A 24601-nucleotide genomic window follows, 5' to 3' on the forward strand; every position below is an offset into this window, starting at 1 on the left:
ATTGTTTTTAGTTGGCTAAAGCAAAAAACTCACAGTAATAAAATATTCTTCTATTAATATTGCTATAAAAGAATTGTATTCCAATAATTTACAAAATTGATTATAGAAATTAAACACTTATGAATTATTAGTAAGTCTTATTTTAAGACTCAGCTGTCAGCCCATGATTTCTATTTTTATTCCATAGTTTTTAGGGTGTCCAATAAGGAAACTTTCTTGATTTAGTCTTTGACTTTGGTTTTTTAAGGGAAGAATTGTTTTTAAATTTGCACCAGATTATTTCAGGTATAAATTATTTGTTTTGGAGCGTATTCAAAAGGGCTATAGAAAGGCTAAGTACATTGTTTATAAACAGACGATTCTTGATCCCATTGACCATATTTGGACTTTTATTGGGGCTGTTTTGGGAATTGGAGCAGTAGGTTTTGTGCAATCTTATTATCATGATTTTTCTGCCCTGGAAAATGTTTTCCTGATTGGTTCTTTTGGGGCAACAGCTGTACTGGTATATGGAGCTACCAATAGTCCACTGGCACAGCCTAGAAACTTGATTGTCGGGCATGGGATAAGTGCCTTTATAGGGGTGACGATGGTGAAAACCGTTGGCTATTTTGAGGTATTTTGGCTGACTTGTGCTTTGGCAGTAGCCACGTCCATAGTTGCCATGCAGATGTTAAAGGCTCTGCATCCCCCTGGCGGTGCTTCTGCCTTGATAGCTGTGATAGGTTCTGAAAAGATTCAATCCTTGGGTTATTTTTATGTGCTCAGTCCGGTTTTATCAGGTGCAATAATCCTATTGGTCATTGCCTTACTGGTTAACAATTTTCCCAAAAACAGACATTATCCCTATAATATGCATCCCAAGAAATACCAAAGTCGAAGGGAAAAGTATATCATGAATTTTAAAAGATGTCTTGGAATAAAGAGTTAATGGAGATTTTATAGAAAATGATATTATTAAAATGAGTAGGAAGCTGCCAAACTTGATAAAGTGACAGCCTCCTTTAATTTAAATTATAAGACTGGTAGACTTTCAGTTCTTAACTCCTCACTTGGGCCGAAAAATTCATAATGAATATTTTCCTCGTTAATTCCCATTTCCGTCAATAATTGTAATGTGTATATCATAAAAGGTTTAGGGCCACAGAAATATACGTCGCTTGGCTTATCTGGCCATGAAGCTTGTAGCATTTCCGCAGTCAGCAAACCCTTATCATCGAAGTTTTGGTTTCGCTCATCTTCAGCAGTCGGGTCACTAAAAATCACTTTATATTTACTATGCCCAGTACTGATCGCTTTAATTTCGTTACTAAATGCATGTACATCGGAATTAATGGCGCATTGAAATAGTACTACTTCTTTGTTTTCTTGATTTAAAGTTTTGTACATGCTTAGTAATGGTGTAATCCCTACACCTCCTGCAATTAGGACTACTGGCTTATCATTATCTTTAAGCGTGAATTCGCCAGATGGCATACCTATTTCTAAAGTGTCTCCAACTTGAATATCTGAATGGAGAAAATTGGATACAATTCCTGCAGGATTACCTGGCTCTTTCTTGACGCTAATTCTTAAGGTATCCTTTCCAGGTAAATCCGACAAACTGTAATTTCTAGTATGCAAGTGTTCTTCACCAGGAATTTCTACGCTTAGTGCAATATATTGCCCGGGGATAAAGTCAGGTACTTTACTGCCATCAGCAGGCTGTAGACAAAAGGAAGTAATGATTTTACTCTCAACTGTTTTCTGTACTACCTTGAAAGTTTTTTTACCTCTAAAACCTCCTGATCTTGATTCTTGGGTATGATATATTGTTTCCTCGGTTTGGATAAATATTTTCGCCAAATCCCCATAAGCTTCTGCCCACGCGTCGATGATCTCATCTGTAGCAGCATCTCCCAATACCTCTTTAATGGCCAGTAACAGGTTCTCTCCTACTATGGGGTACATTTCCGGTGTTATGGATAGAGAGCTGTGTTTATGTGCAATAGTGCTTACTGCATCTGATAGCATATCCAATTGATCGATATAAGTGGCGTATTGGAATATGGCATTGGCCAAAACCCTTGGCTGGGATCCCTTAGCCTGGTGGGTCATATTGAAGATATTCTTTAGTTCAGGATGCTTTGAGAAGATGTTTTGATAGAAAACTTTGGTGATGGTTTCTCCATGCTCTTTTAGGACTGGAGCGGTAGATTTTACAATCTCGATTGTTTTAGCACTAGCCATTTTTTTGTTGATTATTGTTGTAAATAAAAGAATAAAGGATCTTTATATCCTTTATTAATGTAATTTTTTTTTATCTCTTTAAGAAGGTCAAACCAAGTTCTAAATCATTGACTAATTTTTTTATCGTAGTGGTTTCCAATAGTTGATGGATATTGGTTCTTATTCCAAGGAATTCATTGTGAAGCGGGCAAGGTTTATCCTCATTACAGGCCTTTAATCCTAGGGCACATCCAGTAAATAATTGATCACCGTCAATGATTCTTACGATTTCAATTAGTTTTACCCTCTCCATGGTATCATCAGGAATTTCAAAGCCACCATTGGGGCCTTTGATGGATAATAAAACATTATTTTTGGATAATTGCTGGAGGATTTTAGCAGTAAAAGCCTCAGGTGAATCTATCTCCTTCGAAATATCTTTCAAGGATGTCCTCCTACCCTGTTCGGATTGGGTAGCAATGTAAAGGACTGCTCTAATGGCATATTCACAGGCTTTGGAAAACATGCTTATTTAAGTTTGGTTGGCACAAATGTAGGAGCTTTTTTATTTCGGACAAATTTATCCTAAATAATTTTTCTCTAAATTCTAACTAGGCTTTATGCGAAGAGTAACCTAATCTGCTATCTGAATTCCAGGGAGTTTGTGACATGATATCCTTTATATGCTATTCTAAAAATAGTTTCAGTCTTGGACATAAAATTATGTCTAGGAGCGAAATACCTTTGTTGTTCAATGAAAATTGAATGGGCCGCTTAGTTGATTGGATAATGAATATTAATTCCTTGCATAGAAGTAGATAAGGTAATGGCCAAAGAAACGAAGGCTAAGCCTAACAGAACATAGTTAAGGGTATTGGAGACTGCGTGTCCTTTGCTTGACAATCTATAGGCATAGAAAGAAGTAAGACCTAGGATTATCATACTTGTTAAGGCTCCCTGAGCGATGTACTTGTGTAATTGGATAGATTCCATCATCTCGTTACTGGGAGACTTTATCGCATCCATAATCCAAAATCCAGTGATATAGGTGAGCATAGTAGCTATGGCACTGATCATAAAAACCATATAGGATTCTCTATCGTATCGTCTTGAGGATTTTACTAAGCCATATCCTAATAAAATCAAGCCGGATAATGTGCCTAAAACTGGAATTGCATTGATCAATAAATGTACGTAAGATGGGTTCATTTTTCCTTAAGTTTATAATTCAATGTACAGTAGATTTTGACCTAATCACATGATATATATCATGTTTTATAATGATTCTGGTAAAATAACCGAATTAATTGCATTATAATTTTTCTTTTTTTAAGAAAGAACGAATTAATCTTTGGGTTTCCTTATTATCTGACTTGGATTGAATATGTTTCTTTAGATCCTTGCCAAGGGGCTGATCACTTATAAAGCCGTAACCTTTATATACTCCATTTTCTATAAGTATTATACCCCTTTCTTTTGGCTTTCTTCCAGCTAAAACAATTAATTTATCTTCTTTGGGAAGGAAGTTGTCATTTATAAATCTATCTACTCTTCTGTTATAGGTAAAGGGATCCTCTTCTTGAATACAGGCTCCTTTACACATTTTGAGTGTATATTGGAAACAGGATGATTGGCTTGGATACAGGCCATTGATTTTTTGGCAAAGCCCGTATTTTTCTGTTATTCGAAATAAAAACTCCTTGCCTTCTGATTTGTTGGAAAAAGACATCAATTCCTGTTTTGATTTATCAATTTTATCCAGATATAGCGAATTATATCCATTGGCATCTATATCATTAAAAATCCCCCAATTAAAAAAGGCCCTTCTTTGCGCTCGGTTAAAAATAGGCTGGTATGTTTTGATTTGCTCTGATTCTCGTAAAAGTGCTATTAATTCATTGCCTAGGTTTTCAAAGGTGATTTTTACCGTTTGCTTTTGCATCCTTTGGGCTTTATTGGTGCTATTGCTAAAATGTTGGTATAGTCTTGACCTGATATTCTTGCTTTTACCAATATAAATAACCCTATCCCTTTCATTCCATAAATAATAAACTCCAGTAATATTATCAGGAACCTCATTAATTAAGCTTTTCAATCGATCAACAATCATTTTTTTATGTTCAAGGCTTTCATTACCAACTCTTCCCTCAGGATTTTGTTACAAAATGACTTTGTTGGCAGAAATGTCTCCCTTAAAAATATCTAAGAATGGACACATAATGAAGTAAACATAAAAATAAAGGGCTAAAATTAATTTTCAGCCCTATTACAATCAAGAAGTTATATGTTCAGATTGAAGAGACTTTAAATAATCTGCTGCACTTTCCAATTCTCTCTTAATTTTACCGATAGCCTCATCAGATTCCTTGATGGTTGTACCCAAAAGGGATTTATAATATTGAATTCCTGATTGCAGGTTTTTATTGAACTTATTCAGATAGGAAGCCAATTTTGGTAGTGGTGATGCATTGTATTCACCAAGTTCTTTTTTGAAATAGTCCATGTACAATTGTAATTCCTTGATGAAGAAATACGGTCTATCCTGTTCTATGGTCAATTTATGCTTACCATAAATATGATCTACCATTTCCTGCAGCTTAAAGATACCTTTGAAATAGGCCAAATTGGGGCCAGGACATATCGTCACTGCATCCAGGTTCCTAGCTGGCTGTTCTCCATGGGATAATATTGCTGGGGCTGCCAAACCCTCACATAGGCAGTCTTTTTCTGTGATCTTGGCAGCTTCTCTTTGGTATTCTTCCTCAGAAGAACTGCTATTTTTAATTTCTTTCAGTTTAAGGTTTTGATACTGTCTGGAGGAAGTACATATTGGGATATCAGTGAATTCCGTATTTGAAGAAAGCACTTTTTTATAGCAAGGACTTCCAGGTCTATCCTTGGCAATTCTTTCTTTCCTTTGCTCCTCTCCCGTGCTGGTGCGGAGATTATTAAATGGTACTCCCAAAGGAGATGCATGACTTAGGAAGAAATCAGATTTGTCGGCCTTGATAATTCGTTGAATAGTATCTGAACCAACACTGGTCGCTTCGGGCACCATCAAAAAGGGACTGCCCCAACCTGTACTGTCCAGATTATAATGTTTCAATAGTAACTGGTTTTCTTCAGCAGTTCCAATCCCACCCTGTGCAGTAATCTTAATTTTAGTGTTACTGGCTAAAGCAACTTTTCCCTTGCTGCTGAGTACCTGTTGGCATAAGTCAAATAACTCTCCATTTAAGGCACTCCGTTTTTCTTTGAATTCCTCCAAAATAGGGCCCATCAAGTGGCCATCAGTTGCAAAAGCATGCCCACCACAATTAAGGCCTGATTCTAGCCTGAACTCTTTGACCCAAAGCCCTTTTTTTGCCAAGAATTTCCCTTGAATTAAGGCGGAGCGGTAGTCACTTACCTTTAATATAATCCCTTTGTTTATATGCCCATTGACATCTGGGAAGAAATCTTCAAAGGATTCCAAATAGCTGAATAAGGCAGGGTTCATTCCCGCTGAGAAAACCACATTGGACTTTAAATCACTTTGGGCAAAGCCTCTCAAGGCTGAAAGTGCAGCAGAAAACTCTCTCGGAAGTGTATTGCCCTCTTTGTCGTAACTTAGGCGATCTACTTTTGTCATTATATTAACATCTATATTTCCTGCTTTTATTGAGTCTTTCAGAATATTTTCCAATTCAAGCTTCTCAGACCCTTTGCTATGCAGCATTTGCTGGTAAAGTTGTGCATATGGATGAGAGGAAGGTAGCATTTTAAAATACCTGTTCAGGTCATTCTCTTCATTTTGAAAGGAAAGCTGCTTTAGTTTTTCAATTTGCGCATCAAGCAATTTATGCATTAGATTCAAATAGGCAGTGATCCTTTTTGCCCTAGAATCGGCTTCTTCAGCACGAATGGGGATGTAGGGTTCACCTGATTTCCTACAATGGATTTTCCTCATAGATTCTATTAAGTCATCTTCCATGATAGAAACTACACTGTTGATTCCAAATCGACCTACCTTTAGTGGGGTATCTATGGTAAAGCCCAATCCCATAACGGGAATATGAAAATTATGAATATCTAGTGAATGGGATAGAATATTGTTGCTAAGTGACATATTGTAAGATTTACTTGATTGCTCTTGACAAAATTAAATCCTTTAATGGCTTAAAATCAGAGCAATATTCAGTTGGAGATATGATAAAAATCATGTAATTGTCCCAGCCTTAAGCTGTTGGTTAGATTCTTTCCAATACCGATTGGGCTTCCAGCCTATTTATTAAAGTAGAATATTATGTGATGAATGGATTTTTTTTAGACTGTAATTCAAGTAATTTCAAAACTTTATGTTAACCCAATAAACCACCAAAGAAGAATCATTATGCATAAGACTATTATTATTTTTTTAATCTGCATGTTCTGCGGATTAGTTCCTTTATCTGCCCAAAATATCAATTACCAGCGTGTTTATCTTTCAGGAAAAGATGCTGCCACTGCCGTGGAATGGGACTTTAAGGTATCGGATGGTAGGAAGTCCGGAGAATGGTCCAAGATTCCTGTACCTTCCAATTGGGAATTGCATGGTTTTGGAACCTATAACTATGGGCATGACCATAATGTAACCGATAAGGTACTTGGTAAGGAAGTCGGTTATTATAAACATGAATTTAGTGTCCCCAAAGACTGGAAAGGTGAAGTAATTAATATTGTTTTTGGCGGATCGATGACAGATACGGAAGTAAGGGTAAATGGTAAATTAGCTGGTCCTATCCATCAAGGAGCTTTTTATGAGTTTAGGTATGATATTAGTAAATTATTAACCTATGGTCAAAAGAATTTGCTTGAGGTCAAAGTCGCGAAACACTCCACCAATGAGTCTATCAACAGGGCTGAAAGGCAAGCTGATTTTTGGATTTTTGGTGGGATATTCAGGCCTGTTTATTTAGAAGTTCTTCCCAAGTATCACTTTGACAGGATTGCCATCAATGCTAAAGAGGATGGAGAATTTGCATCCTTTATTACTTTGAATAAAAGCTTAAAGGATGCCGAGGTAGAAGTGCAGCTTTTTGACCAGGATAAACTAATAGCTAGCCTTAATGAGCCTATTTCTGGTGATGAAGGATGGATAAAAGGAAACTTTGAAGGCATTCAGAATTGGAATCCTGAGCACCCTAAATTGTACCAGGCCAAATTTCAATTATTGGTCAAAAACAAAGCTGTATATAGCAAGGTAGAGCGAATTGGTTTCCGTACTGTAGAGCTTCGGGAAAAAGATGGTATTTATATAAATAATGTCAAGGTGGTATTTAAAGGTGTCAATAGACATTCCTTTCATCCCAAGAGTGGCAGAGCCTTAAGTTTGGAAAACCATCTTGAGGATATTCAACTAATGAAGGAAATGAATATGAATGCCGTTAGGATGAGCCATTACCCTCCAGATGAAGCCTTCCTTGATCTATGTGATTCCTTGGGGATGTTTGTACTTGATGAGGTTACTGGCTGGCAAGATGGCTACGATACTATTGTGGGGCCAAAACTGATTAGAGAGACAGTACTCAGGGATGAAAACCATCCATCTGTAGTTCTCTGGGACCATGGAAATGAGGGAGGCTGGGATTTCAGAAATGAGCCTTGGTTCCATTATATGGATATACAAAAAAGGCCTGTAATCTATCCATGGCTTCGAAGAAATGGAGTGGATACTTTTCATTATCCAGTTTACGGGGCAGGAATCCATCGATTGTCCAATGGACAGGACATCTTTATGCCTACAGAGTTCCTACATGGGCTTTATGATGGCGGCCATGGTGCTGGACTGGAAGATTTTTGGAATGATTATATGGCAAATCCAGCAGCAGCAGGTGGGTTTCTTTGGGTATTTTCAGATGAAGCTGTGCTTAGGACCGACTTGGCCGATAGTTTAGATGCGGATGGCAATCATGCTCCAGATGGGATAGTAGGTCCTTACCGTGAGAAGGAAGGTAGTTTTTATACCATAAAGGATATTTGGTCTCCTGTGCAAATAAAACCTATGGTGGTAAACGAGCATTTTGATGGGAACCTGGTTTTGGAGAATAGATACCTCTATACAAACCTTAAAGGTTATAATTTGGAATGGTCATTATTGTCCTTTGATAATTGGAACAATCAAAATTTGATTAGTTCTGGTTCACAGGTTTTGCCTGAAATTTTACCAGAAGAAAGCAAGAAGATACAGCTGGATATCCCAAGTGAACTTTCTACTGCAGACTGGATCAAAATATCTGTGAAAGATCCAAAGGGTAAGGAACTTCATTATTGGACTTGGGCAATAGGCCAGGCAAAAGAATTTGCCGAGAGGAATATTTCAGCTAGAAATGAAGCAGGTGTTGATAAGGTAGTTTATTCAGAAGACGGCAATATCCTAAAAATAAGTGTCAATGGATCTGAATATAAATTTGACAAAAGCTCCGGAATGCTTAATCAAGTAAAAAGTAAGGATGAAATTTTTGAGCTTTCAGGCCCAATTCAACAGGATAATAATCCATTGGAAAAGTTGGAATATGATTTGGATGGTGAAGGAAATTTTGTTTTGACAGCTCATTATGAATCTTATCCTAAAAGAATACGGTGGACGGTATTTAAAAATGGCTTGTTGAAGGCTGTAGTGGCTGCTCCGGACAAAAGGCTATCCAATGTGGAGTTTTTGGGAGTTAACTTTTCATTCCCCGAGGAAGAGGTAAAAGGGATCTCGTGGCTGGGCAATGGCCCTTACAGGGTTTGGAAAAACAGGATGCGGGGTCCCAAATTTGGCGTTTGGCAAAAGGAGTATAATAATACCATCACTGGCTTTTCTAATGGAAAGATGGAATACCCTGAATTCAAGGGATATCATGCCAATTTATATGCTTACAACTTAGCCTTGAAGCAAGGTAATATTAAGGTATTTACTGAAACAGCTGGCTTATTTTTCAGGTTATTTAGTCCGGAGGACTCCCCTTTTGTTACTCAGCATTTGAAGGTTCCTTTTCCTAAAGGTGATTTGTCTTTCTTATACACTATCCCTGCTATTGGAACCAAGTTCCACAGTGCCCAAGAAATGGGGCCTCAAGCCCAAAAGGAGAATGATGTAATGCACCATGGAGACGCAAAGATGGATATTGTTTTATGGTTTGACTTTGAAAATAAAGAATAGTTTTAGTAATATACTATAGTGCTAAATATGCAAGCGACTTATATAATGCCCGGCCCAAAATAGCTGGGCATTATTACTTTTATGGGAAGGGTGTTATTCAGTTGCTTTTCATTTGTAATGATTTGAATAATAAAAGATTAGACTGATTTGTTGTCTAAGATCTGAACGCAAATATTAGATAATAAATGAACCATTTTTGGTAAAAATGGGTATAAGTTATTATTGAATACATGTTATGAATATACAAACAGCTTGGAATAACAATTTCCCTTATTTGACCAGTCAAAGGGAACTCTCCTTTTTGCCTTTGTTCGCTACTTGGGAGGAAAAAGCGGAAGACAAGGATGAGCTTAATAGTTTTTTCTTTAAAAGACTGTTAGAAGAGGCCAGGTCCTACCCTATTTTGCTTCAACATAACATAGATAAGGAAGAATTGATTAATGATAAAAAGGCACTGGCCTTTATTATTAATAGTGTGTTTCCGGTTTCACTTGACTCTAAAAGGCAGATGTATATGATGTCGCTGCCATTTACTATGGATATTGTTTATGCCTCAGATGGGTTTAAAGAGAAGTTTTTATGTCCAGATGCCTTTTCTGCTTCCAATATTGAAGAGAAGAAAGAAGAGATGCGTTATTCAAAATTAATCCATGCCTATAAAATCATACTGAATAAATTCTATGGCTTAGATATCAAAGCTGATGACAGCTTGGTCTATAAAGTCGTGGATAGCACCGGACTCAACAAGTATTTTTACTCAGAAGTCAATTCAGAGTTTATTGAAGTTACTACAAATAGTACTTTACCTTCAAAGGAAGAAGTCCTCAGAGCTTGTTCTGGAAATAATCCATGTATTCGTGATTTGGAAAAATGGCAAAAGATTTTGCCTCTGGAGGATTTTACCTTTTCGGGTTTCCTTATACTACAACTTAAGGATTTTACCAGAACGGAGAGCATTTCAGAGTTGAGCAATGCCTTATTGGAAGAAAATGACTTTTCATCGAAGAACTTTATCGATGTGGTAGACCAAAGTGTAAAAAGCCTTTTGGGAGTTTCCAATATCAAGGTGGGGGTTGCTGCATTTCAAAAGTTCGATAATAAATACTTGATTTCGGACAGAAGGCTTGCCAATAGTTTTCTGATTAGACATCTGTGCATGATGGATTGTGATCACAGTTATGAAAGTGTGGTTTCTTTCCTTTCCAATGTGAAAGATCCTGTTTTTCTAAATGATTTTGCTACTTGTCCTGAGGCTCCAGCGTCTTATTCCCAGATTCAGGAGATGGGGATCAAAGAAATCATTATTGTTCCTTTGCATTATGATGGAACATTGGTGGGGGTCCTGGAGATAGCCACTGAAGAAGATGGTGTTTTAAATGCATTGATGTTGGATAAGCTCAAAAATATTAATCAACCTTTGGCCATTGCGATGCAGAAAAACATGAAGCAGTTTGAGTATCAGGTCCAACAAGTAATCAGAAAGAATTATACAGCCATACAACCTGCCATTGAATGGAAGTTCAATGAAGTGGCAGTCCAAAAGATCGTTGATCTGGAGAATGGTAAAAACAGTAATTTGCAGCCTGTCGTTTTTGAGGATGTCTACCCTCTATATGCGGCTGTGGATATAAGAAATTCTTCCTCAACAAGGCTAGAAACCATCCAGAGAGATCTCCAAGAGCAATTAAAAATGGCCCAAAAGATTATTCAAGCGGCCATTGAATTGAATGATTTGCCTGTATTGGAAAAAATGAGCTTTAAGATCCAGCAAATGTTGGAAGATATCCAGTTGATTTTGGTGGCTGATGATGAATCCAAAATCAATTATTTTCTTTCAGATGAGCTGGAGCCTTTGTTCAAGCACCTTCAAATAGTGCATCGAAGTTTGGATGAAATGATCAATTCCTACTTTTCTAAAATCAATCAGGAAGTGGGTTTATTATATGAAAACAGGAGTGCCTTTGAGCAAAGCTTGGCCATGCTTAATAGTGCATTAAGTCAGCATATAGACAAAGCGCAGGTTCAGGCCCAACAAATGTTCCCTCATTATTATGAGAAATATAAGACGGACGGCATTGACTATAATATCTATATTGGCCAATCCCTGGTTAGGGATAAAGTGTTCGATCCTGTGTATCTTAAAAGTCTTAAATTATGGCAGTTAACTACTTTGAGTGAAAGTGCTTTTCTAAGTGAATCTTTGAAGGATAAGCTACCTATTCCATTGGAAACTACCCAACTTTTATTGGTGCATAGTTCTCCGCTATCCATAAGTTTTAGAATGGATGAAAGAAAGTTTGATGTTGAAGGTGCTTATAATATTCGTTATGAAATCATGAAAAAACGAATTGATAAGGCATTGATAAAAAACAGCAAGGAAAGACTTACCCAACCAGGCAAAATTGCTATTATTTATTCACAGCCAAAAGAAGAGGTGGAATACATGGATTATATTGCATATCTGCAAATCAAAGGTTTGCTGGGCACTGAAGTAGAACACTTGGATTTAGAAGATTTACAAGGGGTAAATGGACTTAAAGCCATTAGGGTGAATGTAGGTCAACCTTTGTATTCTGATATCTCCCAACGCAAGGGCAAAGACAGCCTTAAAACTGATAACCAAAGGTAAAGGTAGGCAGTACTTCTTCTTGGCCAATGGATAATGTACCTGATATTACCATCATGTTCATTGGTGCTAACCAAAGCCCAGCACCAAAACTATTGTGCCATCTTGAAGAGTTTTCACCTTCATACCATACTCTACCTATATCATGGAATAGCGTAAGTCCAATACTTGCAGGGAATAGTCTAGTGGTAAAATTATTAAGCCTTATCCTAGCTTCTGTATTGTTATAAACTATGGAATGACCCTGAAAACGGCTTCTTCTGTATCCTCTTAGGTTATTTTGACCACCCAAACTTTGGGCCTGGAAAAACTCATATTTTCCCCAGTTGAACCCAGTTCCGAATTTGGTTGCCCAAGTTACTTGGGAAGGGATCAGGCGGCTCCAAAAAAGGGCTATTTCAGTATTCATGGAGCTTAGGGTATTGCTGCTTTCTGTTAGACCTGCACTCAGGTTAAATTCATGAAGGAATTTAATGCCTCTGTTGGGCAATTTGGGATGATCTGTCTGGTCGATTATAAACTGCGCATTGAATCCAGCATATTCCTTTAGTTTGTTTAATTCAGTGATATCGATATCCGTTTGCTCTTCTGAATTGATATATTTATCAGCATTATCATCTTCGTCCATTCTGACCCTTTGGTATTGAGGCCCAACTCTAAAGTATATATTCTGATTAATATTTTTTCTGATCCAGGTATTTAGGTTGATTTGATTATACCTGACCCTATAATACTGTGGACCAAATTCATCCTTTAGGAATTCACTTTTTTCATTTCCATAACCGAAGAAATTATTTACATAATCTGGGGTTTTGAAAGAAGCATTCCATTCCAGATCGAGGCTTTTGATAAGTTTAACCGCATGGCCTTCATAATAGATATTGAAAGCACCTGTTTTAACTGCTATATTGGACTTGATACTTTGCTTGACCGCATATGGGTCTTTCCTAAATCCATGTGTGGTCCAAAGAGCCCCTGCACCTAAAAATATGCCATCATCAACATTGTATTCAAAGGAAGCTAAAGGCATCAGTAGATCATATTTGAAAGCCTTTCTATCGTAGGAAAAAACAGAACTGCTTTTGGAACTAATGATTTTAGACGAAGCGCCCAATTCTAGGTTATCAGCCTGGCCTTTCCACTGATAAATGATATTGGCCCTTTTATCAAGTTGGCTCTCATCAATAATCTTATCAGGGCCGAGGCCGCTCATTAACCGGACCTTTATTTCTCCAGGGCCCTCTCCTGTTATTTCAAATTGATCATCACCATTGAGTCCATAAATTCTTATCTCTTTGGTTTCCTCCGGATCAAATTTTCTATTGAAGAATTTATGCTCTAAATTACCTTTCTTGGAAATTTTTCTAATTTCTACATCTACCTTTCCGTTCGGTTCATGTCTTATTTTGAACAGTTCATCCTTATTTGTGCCGTATACATCTACATTTTCAGAAATAAAGTCATAATATTTTAAGCTTTCTTCCTTCATCCAAGACTTTCGGAAATCCAGCATCGATGGAACATCCGGTTCTACTCTAATCAGCGTCTGAATGGCATATGGTATTTGTGTTACAGCCTGATCAATTACAGGGCTGGTGATCTTTTGAAGAAAGCGATCAAGCTCATCTTCCCAGTCTTCACGGTCAAGATCATTTAAAAAGGATCGATCAAAATACCTGCCGTTAAACATAAATCCATTGATATCCCTCATTTGGTAATCAAAGCCTTGAAATTTTGGCATGATCCATTTTCTACTGGCTATCTTGGGTAGTATTCCCTGATTAACAAAAAATGCCTGATCCCGGTCTCTAGGTACAGGAATAAATTTCCTTCCCTCCTTGTTTTCAATTCCTATCCATCTCCATTGGTCATCATGCCTGTCCCAATCACCAATATATAAATCCAATAACCTCGCCCTTAGGACTTCCTTTTGATCCAATTCATAGTCCTGATCATCCAAGCGTTTGTTAAGCATTTTCTCCGTGCTGTAAAACTTATAGTCTTCATCTTCTAGGTCTTTAGGGTTTATTTCCCTTTCCTCATATAGATAAACAGCCTTTCCGAATTCCTTTTGGTAAATCCCTAATTCAGGATCATCTGGAAGCCAGACCATTTCAGGATTGGTGTGGTAAACCTTTAAAGCATCGGCAAGTGGCGGAATCATTAATGCTCCGTATGGATTGGAGGCAGAAATTTGATCTTGCACCACATCTTTTGCAACGGTTTTTCTTAAAACTTCGGGAATAGCAGCAGCTGGGTATTTCTCTACTGACCTCAATACATACTGATTACCCGTGGAATCTTCGAGCCTTAAGGATTTGGTTTGCATGCCACCGCCCCTTTTGACTATCTTCATTCCTCCCTTCTCCTTGGTGATGTCAAAGACCCTGAACTCAACCTCTTCTCCCCATACTTTTCTGTAATTTGTTCCGTACCATTTTTCTTGCTGCTTGCTTGCTTTATACTGCTGACTGATAGCTACTTTGATAGAGTCAGGAAAAGTGTTTTTTGTGCTCAAGAGTGAATCACCTACAACAGGAATCCCTTTAAAAATTTCCGACTGGTATACTGGGTTTAAGCCAATTTCAAGGTTATAAAAGTTTAAGTCTAATTTTCCATTGCTATAAAGGTCCAGACTAGCAAAACCTTGTGTTTCCATTGCAAATAGACTTGGATTGTTTTTTCTGAGTTGGGTGCTTTTGGAGCCTGCTCCGCTGACGACATGGTGTACGCCCTCATCAAGTGTATATTCCAATGCATGCTCATGTCCTCCAACGACTACTACCTTTGGGTGTTTATTAATGATCTTGGAAATTCCCTCAATCATTTCCTGATATTTTGGATGCGGTATATCCTGGATATTTCCTAAATAGGTTCTATAAAGTGGGTATATGGAGCCAATAATAGGAAGCGGAATATATAAATTGGGCTTCATGGCCGTAAAGGGAAAAAGATGGTCTTTCCAGCTGTAGGCACCATTATGCTCTCCATAAGTTTTAAGAGGATGGTGCATGGCCAAAATAATGATCTTGTCTTTATTGGCATTGACCATATCCTCAATGGCCGCTAAGACCTCAAGACCAGTTTTGTAATCACAGTCAGCATCTAAACCAGGCTTGTCATTAGGGTGTAGCCACCATTGGCTATCTGCTATGATCACAATGGCTTTATCCCCTATTTCCCTCATTTCTGGACCAGGGCAGCCATTCTTTGGTATCCAAAAAAGGTTTTCCTTTTTCAAGGAATCAATAAATGATTGGGCTCTTAAGACTGCAGCAAGGCCGCCTTCCCGTCCCTTTTCCCAATCATGATTGCCTGGAAGAAAATAGACTTCTCCATTTACTTTATCGGCCATGCCTGCCTGCAATGACAATATATTCTCACTTTGAATTCTATTAGGATCGCCGATTTCCGGCATGCCTTTAGGATAAATATTATCTCCCAAGAATAAGATATCGGTTTGATTGCTGCTTGTATCTTCTGCAACCAATTGATTAACCAATTCTATAACAGGATGATGACCATTATCCAGCTCACCAGCATCGCCAACAAGAATGATTCTTCTCTCCAGTGTTTGGGCTTGGAGGAGTCCTCCCAGAAAAATAAGAAGAATGAGGAGTGAGTTTTTCATTATAATTATTCCGGCTGATATTTAAATTTTAGAATATTTGCATTTCCATCATGCGCTTCATTGGAAATAAACATATCCCCCTGCTGATTAAAAGTGATCCCTTCAGCCTGTTTAAAAAGCCTTGGGTCCAATCTGTAAATTTCCTCTGGATCTCCAAATCTATCCATAACCAGCAACCATTTTCCTATGGAGGAAATCACATACAATTTGTTTTCAATGGGATGCATGGCAGCTGCAGAGGGTTTTACCGTTAATTTAAAATCCTGTTCCTCTTTAAGGACTTTACGTAATTTTTTCTCGGTTAATTTATAGTCCTTAAATTCATTGTAAGTTTTGGTGCTAAGGTCAAAAGTAAAAGCACTTGCCTCATTCTTGTCCTTATCTAATTTACATGATTTACAGAACAATATGACTTGATTTTCACTTATTTGTGCAAGGGATTCTAAGTCTCTATTTCCCTTGAATGGGAAATCATAGGAAATTGAACTCGTATTGTCCTCAAATACATCAAGAATCTCATAGATATCCCCATTGCTCTTTAAACCAAAGAGTCCATTTTCTGTGAAAAGAATATCTTCCAGGTCCATATTTTTAGCAAACTTACTTTTCCTCAGGATTTTCTTGTCGGGCCATTTTAGCTCATATACAACCGATGATTCGTCTTGGATGGCCCAAATATTGCCGTTTTTTCCAATGGTGATTCCTGATACTTCATCCAATACTTCTGGGAGAATTAACTTTTCCGCATTGGTCAAATCATAAGATTTTGGAGATGAATATTCTCCATAGAATCTCCTTTCCCTTAGGCCACAAGAGTTGAATAGCACAAAAAATAAAAAGACTATAAACTTAAATGAATTCATGTTTTACTAAGATAATACTGTTAAATTTAGTTCATTCTAAGTATTTAATAAATATGGAAGAAGTTAATATTAGTTTGCTTCATAAAGTAGAAAATTATGTAAAGGCCCTTTATGAAGACAGCAACCAGAAGCTTTTCAAATACCATAACCTCGAGCATACCATTGATGTGGTAAAGGCCAGCGAGGAGATCAGTTCGCATTACCCACTCTCGGATGATGAAAAATTGCTGCTAATGGTAGCTGCTTGGTTTCATGATGCAGGATGTTGGGTGAGATCCAAATTGGAAAACCATGAAAGTGAAGGGGCTAAAATAGCAAAGGAATTTTTAACAGATCAAGGCGTAGATCGGGACTTTATCGAAAAAGTCCAGGCATGTATCTTTTCCACCCAAATGCCGCAAAGTCCTTCCAATCTCATTGAAAAGATTCTTTGCGATGCTGACCTGTCCCATTTGGGAAATGATAAATATTTTGAGAGGTCTTTGAAATTAAGGGAGGAATTGATCGAGCTAAAGTTATTGGATATGGATCTAAATTCTTGGCTTCGTTCCAATTTGATCTTTTTAAACAAACATCAGTATCATACTGATTATTGTAAGGAGAAATGCCAGATGGCGAAACAAAAAAACATCAGTCAGTTGATAGGAAAAATAGAAGCGTCAGAAGAAAAAAAGGACAAAAAGAAGAAAAAGCAAAAAGGTCCAGAAAGAGGTGTGGAAACGCTTTTTAGAACCACCTCAAGGAATCACTTGGAATTATCCTCCATCGCTGATAATAAGGCGAATATCATGATTTCTGTTAATTCAATCATTCTTACCATTATTGTTTCAGTACTGCTAAGGAAGCTGGAGGAATACCCTAATTATATCATTCCAACAACCATGCTGTTGGCCACGAGTTTGGTTACAATGGTTTTTGCCATTTTGGCGACTAGACCCAATGTAACTTCAGGAAAAGTCAATAAGGAATCCATTGACAAAAAAGAGGGCAACCTTCTCTACTTTGGTAATTTTCATGAAATGACTTTGGCAGAGTATGAGTATGGAATGGGGAAGATGTTGCAAAATGCAGATTACCTCTATGGCAGCATGACCAGGGATATTTACTATTTGGGCAAGGTCCTGGCTAAGAAATATGTTTTACTTAGAAAAAGCTATACTGTGTTTATGTTTGGCTTTATTATTTCTATACTGGCCTTTGCTATTGCGACAGTTTTCTTTCCTGTGGATAGTTATTAGGTAATCAGATTATTCTTTATGAAGTAAGTAACTTTGTATGTTTAGCTTAAGAGGTCGGAAGCCTATCTACCTGCCAAGCAGATTTGAAGTCTGAAAACCGAGGCTGTTGATATTGATTTATATTAGTAGAGAAAGTATTTATCTATCAATAAAAAAGATCTGGACAATTTGAGAAGAAATTGTCCAGACTTTTTTATTCCACACCTTGTTGTTACACTTTACTAGAAATTAGTATCGGAATTTTTTATATCTAAATTTTCAATCCAGATGTTTCGATATAGCACTTCATGACCTTCAGATTGTAGTTTTAAGCCTCCAGGACGATCTGTTATGCCCTTTCCACCATCATTGCCTCCATCCAAACCTGAATTTGGTCCACCCCAGACTTGTTGTATGTGCTCATTTTCATGGATTTTCACTCCGTTGAAATATATAGTAACAAGAGGCCTTTCGATTAGTTTTCCTTGCTTGTCAAAACGTGCTGCGCGAAATTGGATATCATATGCATTCCATTTTCCCAAACCATTGTAGATATGGTAAGGAGCCGCCTTTTCATTGATAATCGCTGCCATGCCATGACTGGTAGTATCTCCATCCAAAACCTGAATCTCATACCGGTTTTGCAAATAAACCCCACTATTGCCTCCTTCATGAGGAATAAGAAATTCGATGTGCAATCTAAAATCCCTGAACTTCTCTTTGGTTACAATATCGGCAGCACCATAAAGTCCATTAGCTGCGCTTTCGTCATAGGTGTTTAATGCCATTCCACTATGAAGAGGATCGTTTGATAGCTGCCATTTGATAGGTAAGGTTGCTTTCAACCGAGGTCCTTCCCAGTATGTCCATTTGTCATCAAGCATTTCCCGAGTGCCATCAAATAGCCATTTGGCGCTTTGTGGTTTTTCCGCCCCTACTCCTATTTGGGCCATACTGGTTTTCACAGTGAATAATAAAAGAATGATATAGGAGAATTGATAAAAGGTTGCTTTGGATAGATTCATTTTGATTTACTTAACTTTATACTTTTAAATATATAAAACACATAAATCAATTTAGCATAAAACATACAGCTTTTTTATAAGAGGTAATGGGGGAATGTCTCTAGCGATGATATTTATTTGACACCATGCTGAAACAATCCCCATTACTGATCTAGCATTAAAGTATTAGCAGAAATTAATCTAGCTCCTGTTTTCTAAAAAAAATCTGATCTTCTGTGTAATCTTAATGCTCATGTCCACCTTCACCTTTATTCATTTCAGCCATAATATAATAAGCCTGGTTCATGACAAATTTCTTGTTCCTGTCATCTGGGTTTAGGAACTGAATGGCTTTCCAGTCTTCATTACTTTCTGTAACCAAAACTTCTATGGGCTCAAAATTCCATTCGTCACCAGTTTGATTTGCAGTGAACAAATAGTTCTTTTCACCAGATTTGGCAATGGCACTTTCCTTTACTGCATATTCTAGTATCCCTTCCGTGATAACCTGTCCTCGCACATACATGCCTGGAATCAGCAATCCCTTTTTGTTTTCTATTTCTGCATGAATATGCACTGCTTTGGGCTTCTCTTCAAAGGATTTTCCAACAGCATATACCTCTGCATACAGCTCATCTTCAGGAAGTGTTTGTACCTTGAATCTCACCTTTTGCCCTTCCTTGACTTTATAAATATCCTTTTCGAATACCATTAAATCAGCATGGATATGTTCTATATTGACCACTTCGAACATAGTGAACTGGGGAGACACATATTGTCCAGTCTTTACATTCACTTTTTTGATATAGCCTGAAATGGGACTTTTGATTGGGATATTTTGGAGGATTTCCCCTTCTTGAACCATTTTAGGTGAGATGCCCAGCAAATTCAATTGGCTTTCCATTCCTTTTACGCTTCCATTGAGCCCAGCTAAATTGGCCTTAATTCTTTGAAAGTCCTTTCCTGATCCAACTTCGTTTTCATAAAGCACTCGTTGCCTTTCAAACTCTTGGTTCATAAACTTTAATTCATTCCATTTTTGTTGGTAATCAATTTGAAGCTGAATTAACTCTGGGTGACTTACATAGGCCAGCACTTGCCCATTATTGACTTTATCACCTTCTATAACCTTAATATTATTGATATTGGCTCCTATGATAGCTGTTATATTGGCTTCGTTCTGTGGTGGAACCTCTAACACACCATTTGCTTCTACCACCCCACTTATGATCCTCTTTGGAATGCTGTCTATTTCGATTCCCAAGGCCTTTACTTGCTCAGAAGATAAATGGACTCCTTTATCATTTTCATGTTCAGTATGGCTGTTTGAATTAGATTCAACATTCTCTATGGTCCCTGAACTGCACGCGCTTAAGGCGACGATTATTATTAAACTATATATATGGTTAAAATTCATGGTCTTAATAATTTATTGGGGTTTCAAAATAGGACATGTTTACCCTGCTTATCAGGTATTTTTCCAAAGTTTCCAATGCCCCTATCCTGATATCCATGACAGTATTGATATTCTCTAAGAAGGTTACATAATCAATGGCTCCTTCCTTATAGGCCAGCTGAGCTCCCTTTTCCTGTTCTTTTGCCAAGGGTAAAGCCTCTTCCTGATAATATTCATATGAGGTTTTCCACTTTATCATTGATTCCAAGCTGTTTGAATAAGCGGTATTGATTTTGATTAGCTGCTCTTGGTAATCTTTATTCGACTGTTCCACATTGATTTTGGCACTTTGAACTTTAGCTTGGTTGACATTAAAGGCCAAGGGAATGTTCAAGCCTATTTGAAAGGCACGGTATCCTGTGTTTCCATTGACGCTTTGCCATCCATATTGTCCACTAATGGTGGGCAAGTAAGCGGCTTTAGCTTTTTTCAGTGCCCTGTTTGCCAATTCATTTTCCTCAGAGGAAAGCATGATACTTGGATGCTGTTCAAGATTTGGATCAATACCTGAAAATTCCTCCAAGAGCTTTGATTCATCTCCCACGTTTATGGTATATTGTTGATCACTTACTAACCACAAATTGAACTTTTGTTCGGCAATATTATGGTCGTGGAAGGCTTGTTGCTTTTGAATACTAATCTGTTTGGACTTGTTCTGGGCCGTTAACCATTCTAGTTTGCTAGTAGCTTCAATTTCCCATCTAATTTTAGCGGCCCTACTGAATTCCTGAAAGAGTGTATCCAGATGAGAATAGAGCAACAATTTCCTTTTAGCAATATATAAATTGGCAAAGGCTTTACTGACTTCACGGTTTAACTCCAGTTCAGATAGGTTTTTTGCAGCTTCAGCAAGAACCACTTTTTGTTTCTGGTATTTTATCTTTGAAGGTACCCCGAATAGATCTATTTGCTGCTGCATCACTCCAATCCTCGTATAGATCCCTTCTCCCTCAAACAATTCCTCACCACCAGTAAATACCTGTGTATTTCCCATATCCCAAGCACTTTTCTTCATGGCCTCTTGTTTATCAATTTCCATTTGAGCTTTACTGATCAATGGATAATTGGTTTTGGCCATTTCCAAGGCTTCATTTAGGCTAAGGCTTGGTAAGTTGTCTTGGCTTTGTGCATTTGCTGTTTGAGTGCCAATAATAAGTCCGAGTAATAGAAGAGCAGTTCCTAATTTGGGGAAGGCTGTTGTGATGCTTTTCTTCTCTACCCATTGGTATAATACTGGAAGCACAAATAAAGTCAGCAATGTGCTACTAATCAATCCTCCAATGACCACAGTTGCCAGTGGCCTTTGAACCTCGGCACCTGCAGTTGCAGAAAGGGCCATGGGGAAGAAGCCAAGGATGTCAGTTAGGGCTGTCAATAAAATAGGTCGAATCCTTCTTTTTGTTCCTTGCTGTATCCTATCGTTTAAGTTTAACTTTTCTTCCATTTTTAGTTCATTGAGTCCATTAATCAGTACCAGGCCATTCAAGACGGCCACGCCAAAAAGCACTATAAAACCGACCCCTGCCGAAATACTGAAGGGCATATCCCTTAACCAAAGAGAAAAGACACCTCCAATGGAGGCCATAGGAATGGCTATGAAAATCATTAAAGATTGTTTGATAGACCCCAAGGCAAAGAATATGAGGATAAAGATGGAGGCCAAAGCAACTGGCACTACCATGACCAACCTGGATGTAGCACGTTCAAAGTTTTCAAATGCTCCGCCATAACGGATATAATATCCTGGAGGCAAGTTTAATTCGGCTTTTAGTTTTTCCTGAATTTCCTTTACCAGGGATTTGATATCACGTCCCCTTACATTGATGCCTACATAGGTTCTTCGATTGGTGTTATCCCTGCTGATTTGCATTGGACCGGGCTGATAGCTTACTTCAGCGATTTCCTTCAGCGGTATTTGGGAACCATTTTGTGTATTAACATAAAGGTTTTTTACATCATTGATTTGGGTTCTGTAAAGGGTGTCCAAACGCAGAACCAAATCAAACCTTTTCTCCCCTTCAAAAATCACCCCTGCCTTTTTACCCGCAAATGCAGTCTGAATTACAGCATTGATATCCTCAACATTCAAATCATATTGGGCCAATTTATCTCTTTCATAATCAACTGTCATTTGAGGTAGGCCGGTTGTTGCCTCTACCCTATAATCAGCGACGCCTTCAATTCCATTGACCAAGCTGCCAATTTCTTGTGCCTTTTGCGCCAATACGTCAAGATCATCACCAAAGAGTTTTATGGCAATATCTTCTCTTACCCCCGTGAGCAATTCATTGAATCTCATCTCTATGGGTTGGGTAAACTCATAATTCACACCAGGGACTACGCTGATCTTTTCCTTTATTTTATTGATCAGTTCCTCTTTAGTATCTGCAGAAACCCATTCGGATTTTGGCTTGAGAATGATAAAACAATCCGCGATATCCATGGGCATGGGATCGGTAGGGACATCGGCGACCCCAAAACGGCTCATTACCTGTTCCACTTCCGGAAAGTTGTCTAATATGATCCGTTCGATTTTAGTGGAAGTTTCCAATGATTCGGAAAGGGCGCTTCCCGGCTGCAACATGATATGAAAGGCAATGTCACCCTCATCCAGTTGGGGAATAAATTCACCACCCATTTTTGTGAACGAATAGATGGCCATTGAAAACAAGAACAAGGAAATTCCTATTACCCATTTAGTTCTTTTTAGTGACCACTGTAATAAAGGTAAATAAGCATTTTCTACAGCCAATACGATTTTGTCTCCCCAGCTTTTTGAGTTTGGATTTTTACTGGCTTTTATAAATACCGAAGAGATCATGGGAACATAGGTTAAGCACAGTAACATGGCCCCAATCATAGCAAAAATGAAAGTGAGGGCCATTGGCTTGAACATTTTACCTTCCACACCTTCCAAAGCAAGAATGGGAAGGAAAACAATCAAGATGATCAATTGTCCAAAAAATGCTGAATTCATCATTCTTTTGGAAGCTGTGCTAGCGACCTTATCCTTTAGATCAGCATTAAGTTCTTTACCTTGCTTAATTTTACTGTACAATAAGAATACAGTGCTCTCTACTATGATGACAGCGCCATCTACTATTATCCCAAAGTCTATAGCTCCTAGACTCATTAAATTGGCCCAAACTCCAAAAACCTTCATTAGGATAAAAGCAAACAATAAACTTAGAGGGATGGTTGAAGCAACAATCAATCCTCCCCGCCAATTGCCCAGTAACAATACCAAGACAAAAATTACTATCAAGCCTCCTTCCAAAAGATTAGTCTTAACAGTACTGGTGGTTTTATCAACTAGCTTACTACGGTCCAGAAAGGGTTTGATATTAATTCCATCAGGTAGTGATTCTTGGATTTGTTCAATTCTAGATTTGACATCAGAGATCACTTTATCTGAATTAGCTCCCTTGAGCATTAAGATCATTCCACCTACGGCTTCGCCGGCTCCATTTTTGGTAAAGGCACCATAACGCACGGCATGTCCATACCTAACGTCTGCAACATCTTTGATCTTGATAGGTAATCCTTCTTCGTTGCTGATAGTGATATTCCTTATTTCATTGAGGTTTCTAACCAAACCCTCGCCTCTAATGAAATTGGCTTGATGACTTCTCTCTATATAGGCTCCACCGGTATTTTGGTTGTTCTTTTGCAAGGCCTCATAAATATCCAATATGCTGATACCAATAGCTCTTAATTCATCAGGAGCAACGGCTACTTCATATTGTTTGATTTTTCCACCAAAAGCATTTACTTCTACTACTCCAGGAACCATCGCCATCTGTCTCCTGATGATCCAATCCTGAATGGTTCTAAGATCCGTGACTGTATAGGAGTCTTTATATGCAGGATCAATTTCTAAGGTGTATTGATAGATTTCACCAAGGCCGGTGGAAATTGGGCCAATCATTGGCGCTCCAAAACCGGCCGGTATTTCATCTCTAACCACATTGAGTTTTTCTGCCACAAGTTGTCGAGGCAGATAAGTATCCATATTATCATCAAATACAATGGTTACCAATGAAAGTCCAAATCTTGAAACGGATCGGACTTCTTCTACCCCAGGTAAGTTGGCCATCGCTAACTCTACTGGATAGGTAATGAATTGCTCTATATCTTCTGTTCCCAAATTTGGTGCTTGGGTGATTAATTGGACTTGATTATTGGTTATATCGGGAACCGCGTCAATTGGAATTTGTCTGACAGCCCATATACCTGTAATAATAAGTGCAATAGTAAACAGTGATATAATAAGCTTATTCTTTATAGAAAAATCTATAAGCTGATTAATCATATATAATTGGATTGTAATTCCTTCCTTCTATGATCACATATTGCCTGTGCCATGGCATATATCTATATCTCCTGAAAGAGATATTGATTCAGGAATTGATTTAAATAAAATAGAATGGT

14 protein-coding genes are annotated in these 24601 nt (G+C 37.9%); 4 read left to right on the forward strand and 10 right to left on the reverse strand.

Features of this window, described 5'->3' with window-relative positions:
* The first annotated feature begins 301 nt into the window (after positions 1-301).
* Complete coding sequence (locus KMW37_RS16225; protein ID WP_215225706.1) at positions 302-931, forward strand: HPP family protein; 630 nt, start codon at positions 302-304, stop codon at positions 929-931.
* An 83-nt stretch (positions 932-1014) separates the two neighbouring features.
* On the opposite strand, the gene hmpA is transcribed toward KMW37_RS16225, so the two are convergent.
* The 5 genes from hmpA to KMW37_RS16250 form a co-directional block, all read right to left on the reverse strand.
* Positions 1015-2229 (reverse strand): NO-inducible flavohemoprotein, encoded by a 1215-nt coding sequence (hmpA, locus tag KMW37_RS16230; RefSeq protein WP_215225707.1) that lies wholly within the window; start codon positions 2227-2229, stop codon positions 1015-1017.
* 70 nt (positions 2230-2299) lie between these two features.
* Positions 2300-2734, reverse strand: a complete 435-nt coding sequence (locus KMW37_RS16235) for an RrF2 family transcriptional regulator (protein WP_215225708.1) — start codon at positions 2732-2734, stop codon at positions 2300-2302.
* 248 nt (positions 2735-2982) lie between these two features.
* Positions 2983-3417: a hypothetical protein gene (locus KMW37_RS16240; protein WP_215225709.1), complete on the reverse strand. Its 435-nt coding sequence runs from the start codon at positions 3415-3417 to the stop codon at positions 2983-2985.
* Positions 3418-3520: 103 nt separating this feature from the next.
* Positions 3521-4303, reverse strand: a complete 783-nt coding sequence (locus tag KMW37_RS16245; RefSeq protein ID WP_246581535.1) for a GIY-YIG nuclease family protein — start codon at positions 4301-4303, stop codon at positions 3521-3523.
* A 177-nt stretch (positions 4304-4480) separates the two neighbouring features.
* Positions 4481-6316 carry a hypothetical protein gene (locus KMW37_RS16250; RefSeq protein WP_215225711.1) on the reverse strand — a complete coding sequence of 612 codons (1836 nt, stop codon included), beginning with the start codon at positions 6314-6316 and terminating at the stop codon, positions 4481-4483.
* A gap of 264 nt (positions 6317-6580) precedes the next feature.
* On the opposite strand from KMW37_RS16250, the gene KMW37_RS16255 reads away from it, so the two are divergent.
* Positions 6581-9373 carry a glycoside hydrolase family 2 TIM barrel-domain containing protein gene (locus KMW37_RS16255; RefSeq protein WP_215225712.1) on the forward strand — a complete coding sequence of 931 codons (2793 nt, stop codon included), beginning with the start codon at positions 6581-6583 and terminating at the stop codon, positions 9371-9373.
* A 235-nt stretch (positions 9374-9608) separates the two neighbouring features.
* On the forward strand, positions 9609-12002 hold the full coding sequence (locus KMW37_RS16260; protein ID WP_215225713.1) for a GAF domain-containing protein: 2394 nt from the start codon (positions 9609-9611) through the stop codon (positions 12000-12002).
* On the opposite strand, the gene KMW37_RS16265 is transcribed toward KMW37_RS16260, so the two are convergent.
* On the reverse strand, positions 11980-15630 hold the full coding sequence (locus KMW37_RS16265) for a BamA/TamA family outer membrane protein (RefSeq protein WP_215225714.1): 3651 nt from the start codon (positions 15628-15630) through the stop codon (positions 11980-11982). The genes KMW37_RS16260 and KMW37_RS16265 overlap by 23 nt on opposite strands.
* A gap of 5 nt (positions 15631-15635) precedes the next feature.
* On the reverse strand, positions 15636-16493 hold the full coding sequence (locus KMW37_RS16270) for an SdiA-regulated domain-containing protein (RefSeq protein ID WP_215225715.1): 858 nt from the start codon (positions 16491-16493) through the stop codon (positions 15636-15638).
* 53 nt (positions 16494-16546) lie between these two features.
* Here KMW37_RS16270 and KMW37_RS16275 point away from each other — a divergent pair, with 53 nt between their 5' ends.
* Entirely contained in the window at positions 16547-17731 is a 1185-nt protein-coding gene (locus KMW37_RS16275) for a Pycsar system effector family protein (RefSeq protein ID WP_215225716.1), read from the forward strand.
* A 221-nt stretch (positions 17732-17952) separates the two neighbouring features.
* Here KMW37_RS16275 and KMW37_RS16280 read toward each other — a convergent pair whose 3' ends face one another.
* The 3 genes from KMW37_RS16280 to KMW37_RS16290 form a co-directional block, all read right to left on the reverse strand.
* Entirely contained in the window at positions 17953-18735 is a 783-nt protein-coding gene (locus tag KMW37_RS16280) for a 3-keto-disaccharide hydrolase (RefSeq protein ID WP_394369626.1), read from the reverse strand.
* A gap of 223 nt (positions 18736-18958) precedes the next feature.
* Complete coding sequence (locus KMW37_RS16285) at positions 18959-20131, reverse strand: efflux RND transporter periplasmic adaptor subunit (protein WP_215225717.1); 1173 nt, start codon at positions 20129-20131, stop codon at positions 18959-18961.
* A 4-nt stretch (positions 20132-20135) separates the two neighbouring features.
* Positions 20136-24482 (reverse strand): CusA/CzcA family heavy metal efflux RND transporter, encoded by a 4347-nt coding sequence (locus tag KMW37_RS16290; RefSeq protein WP_215225718.1) that lies wholly within the window; start codon positions 24480-24482, stop codon positions 20136-20138.
* Between the last annotated feature and the right edge of the window lie 119 nt (positions 24483-24601).

It is taken from the genome of Echinicola shivajiensis, from assembly GCF_018642165.1.
Classification (GTDB): domain Bacteria; phylum Bacteroidota; class Bacteroidia; order Cytophagales; family Cyclobacteriaceae; genus Echinicola; species Echinicola shivajiensis.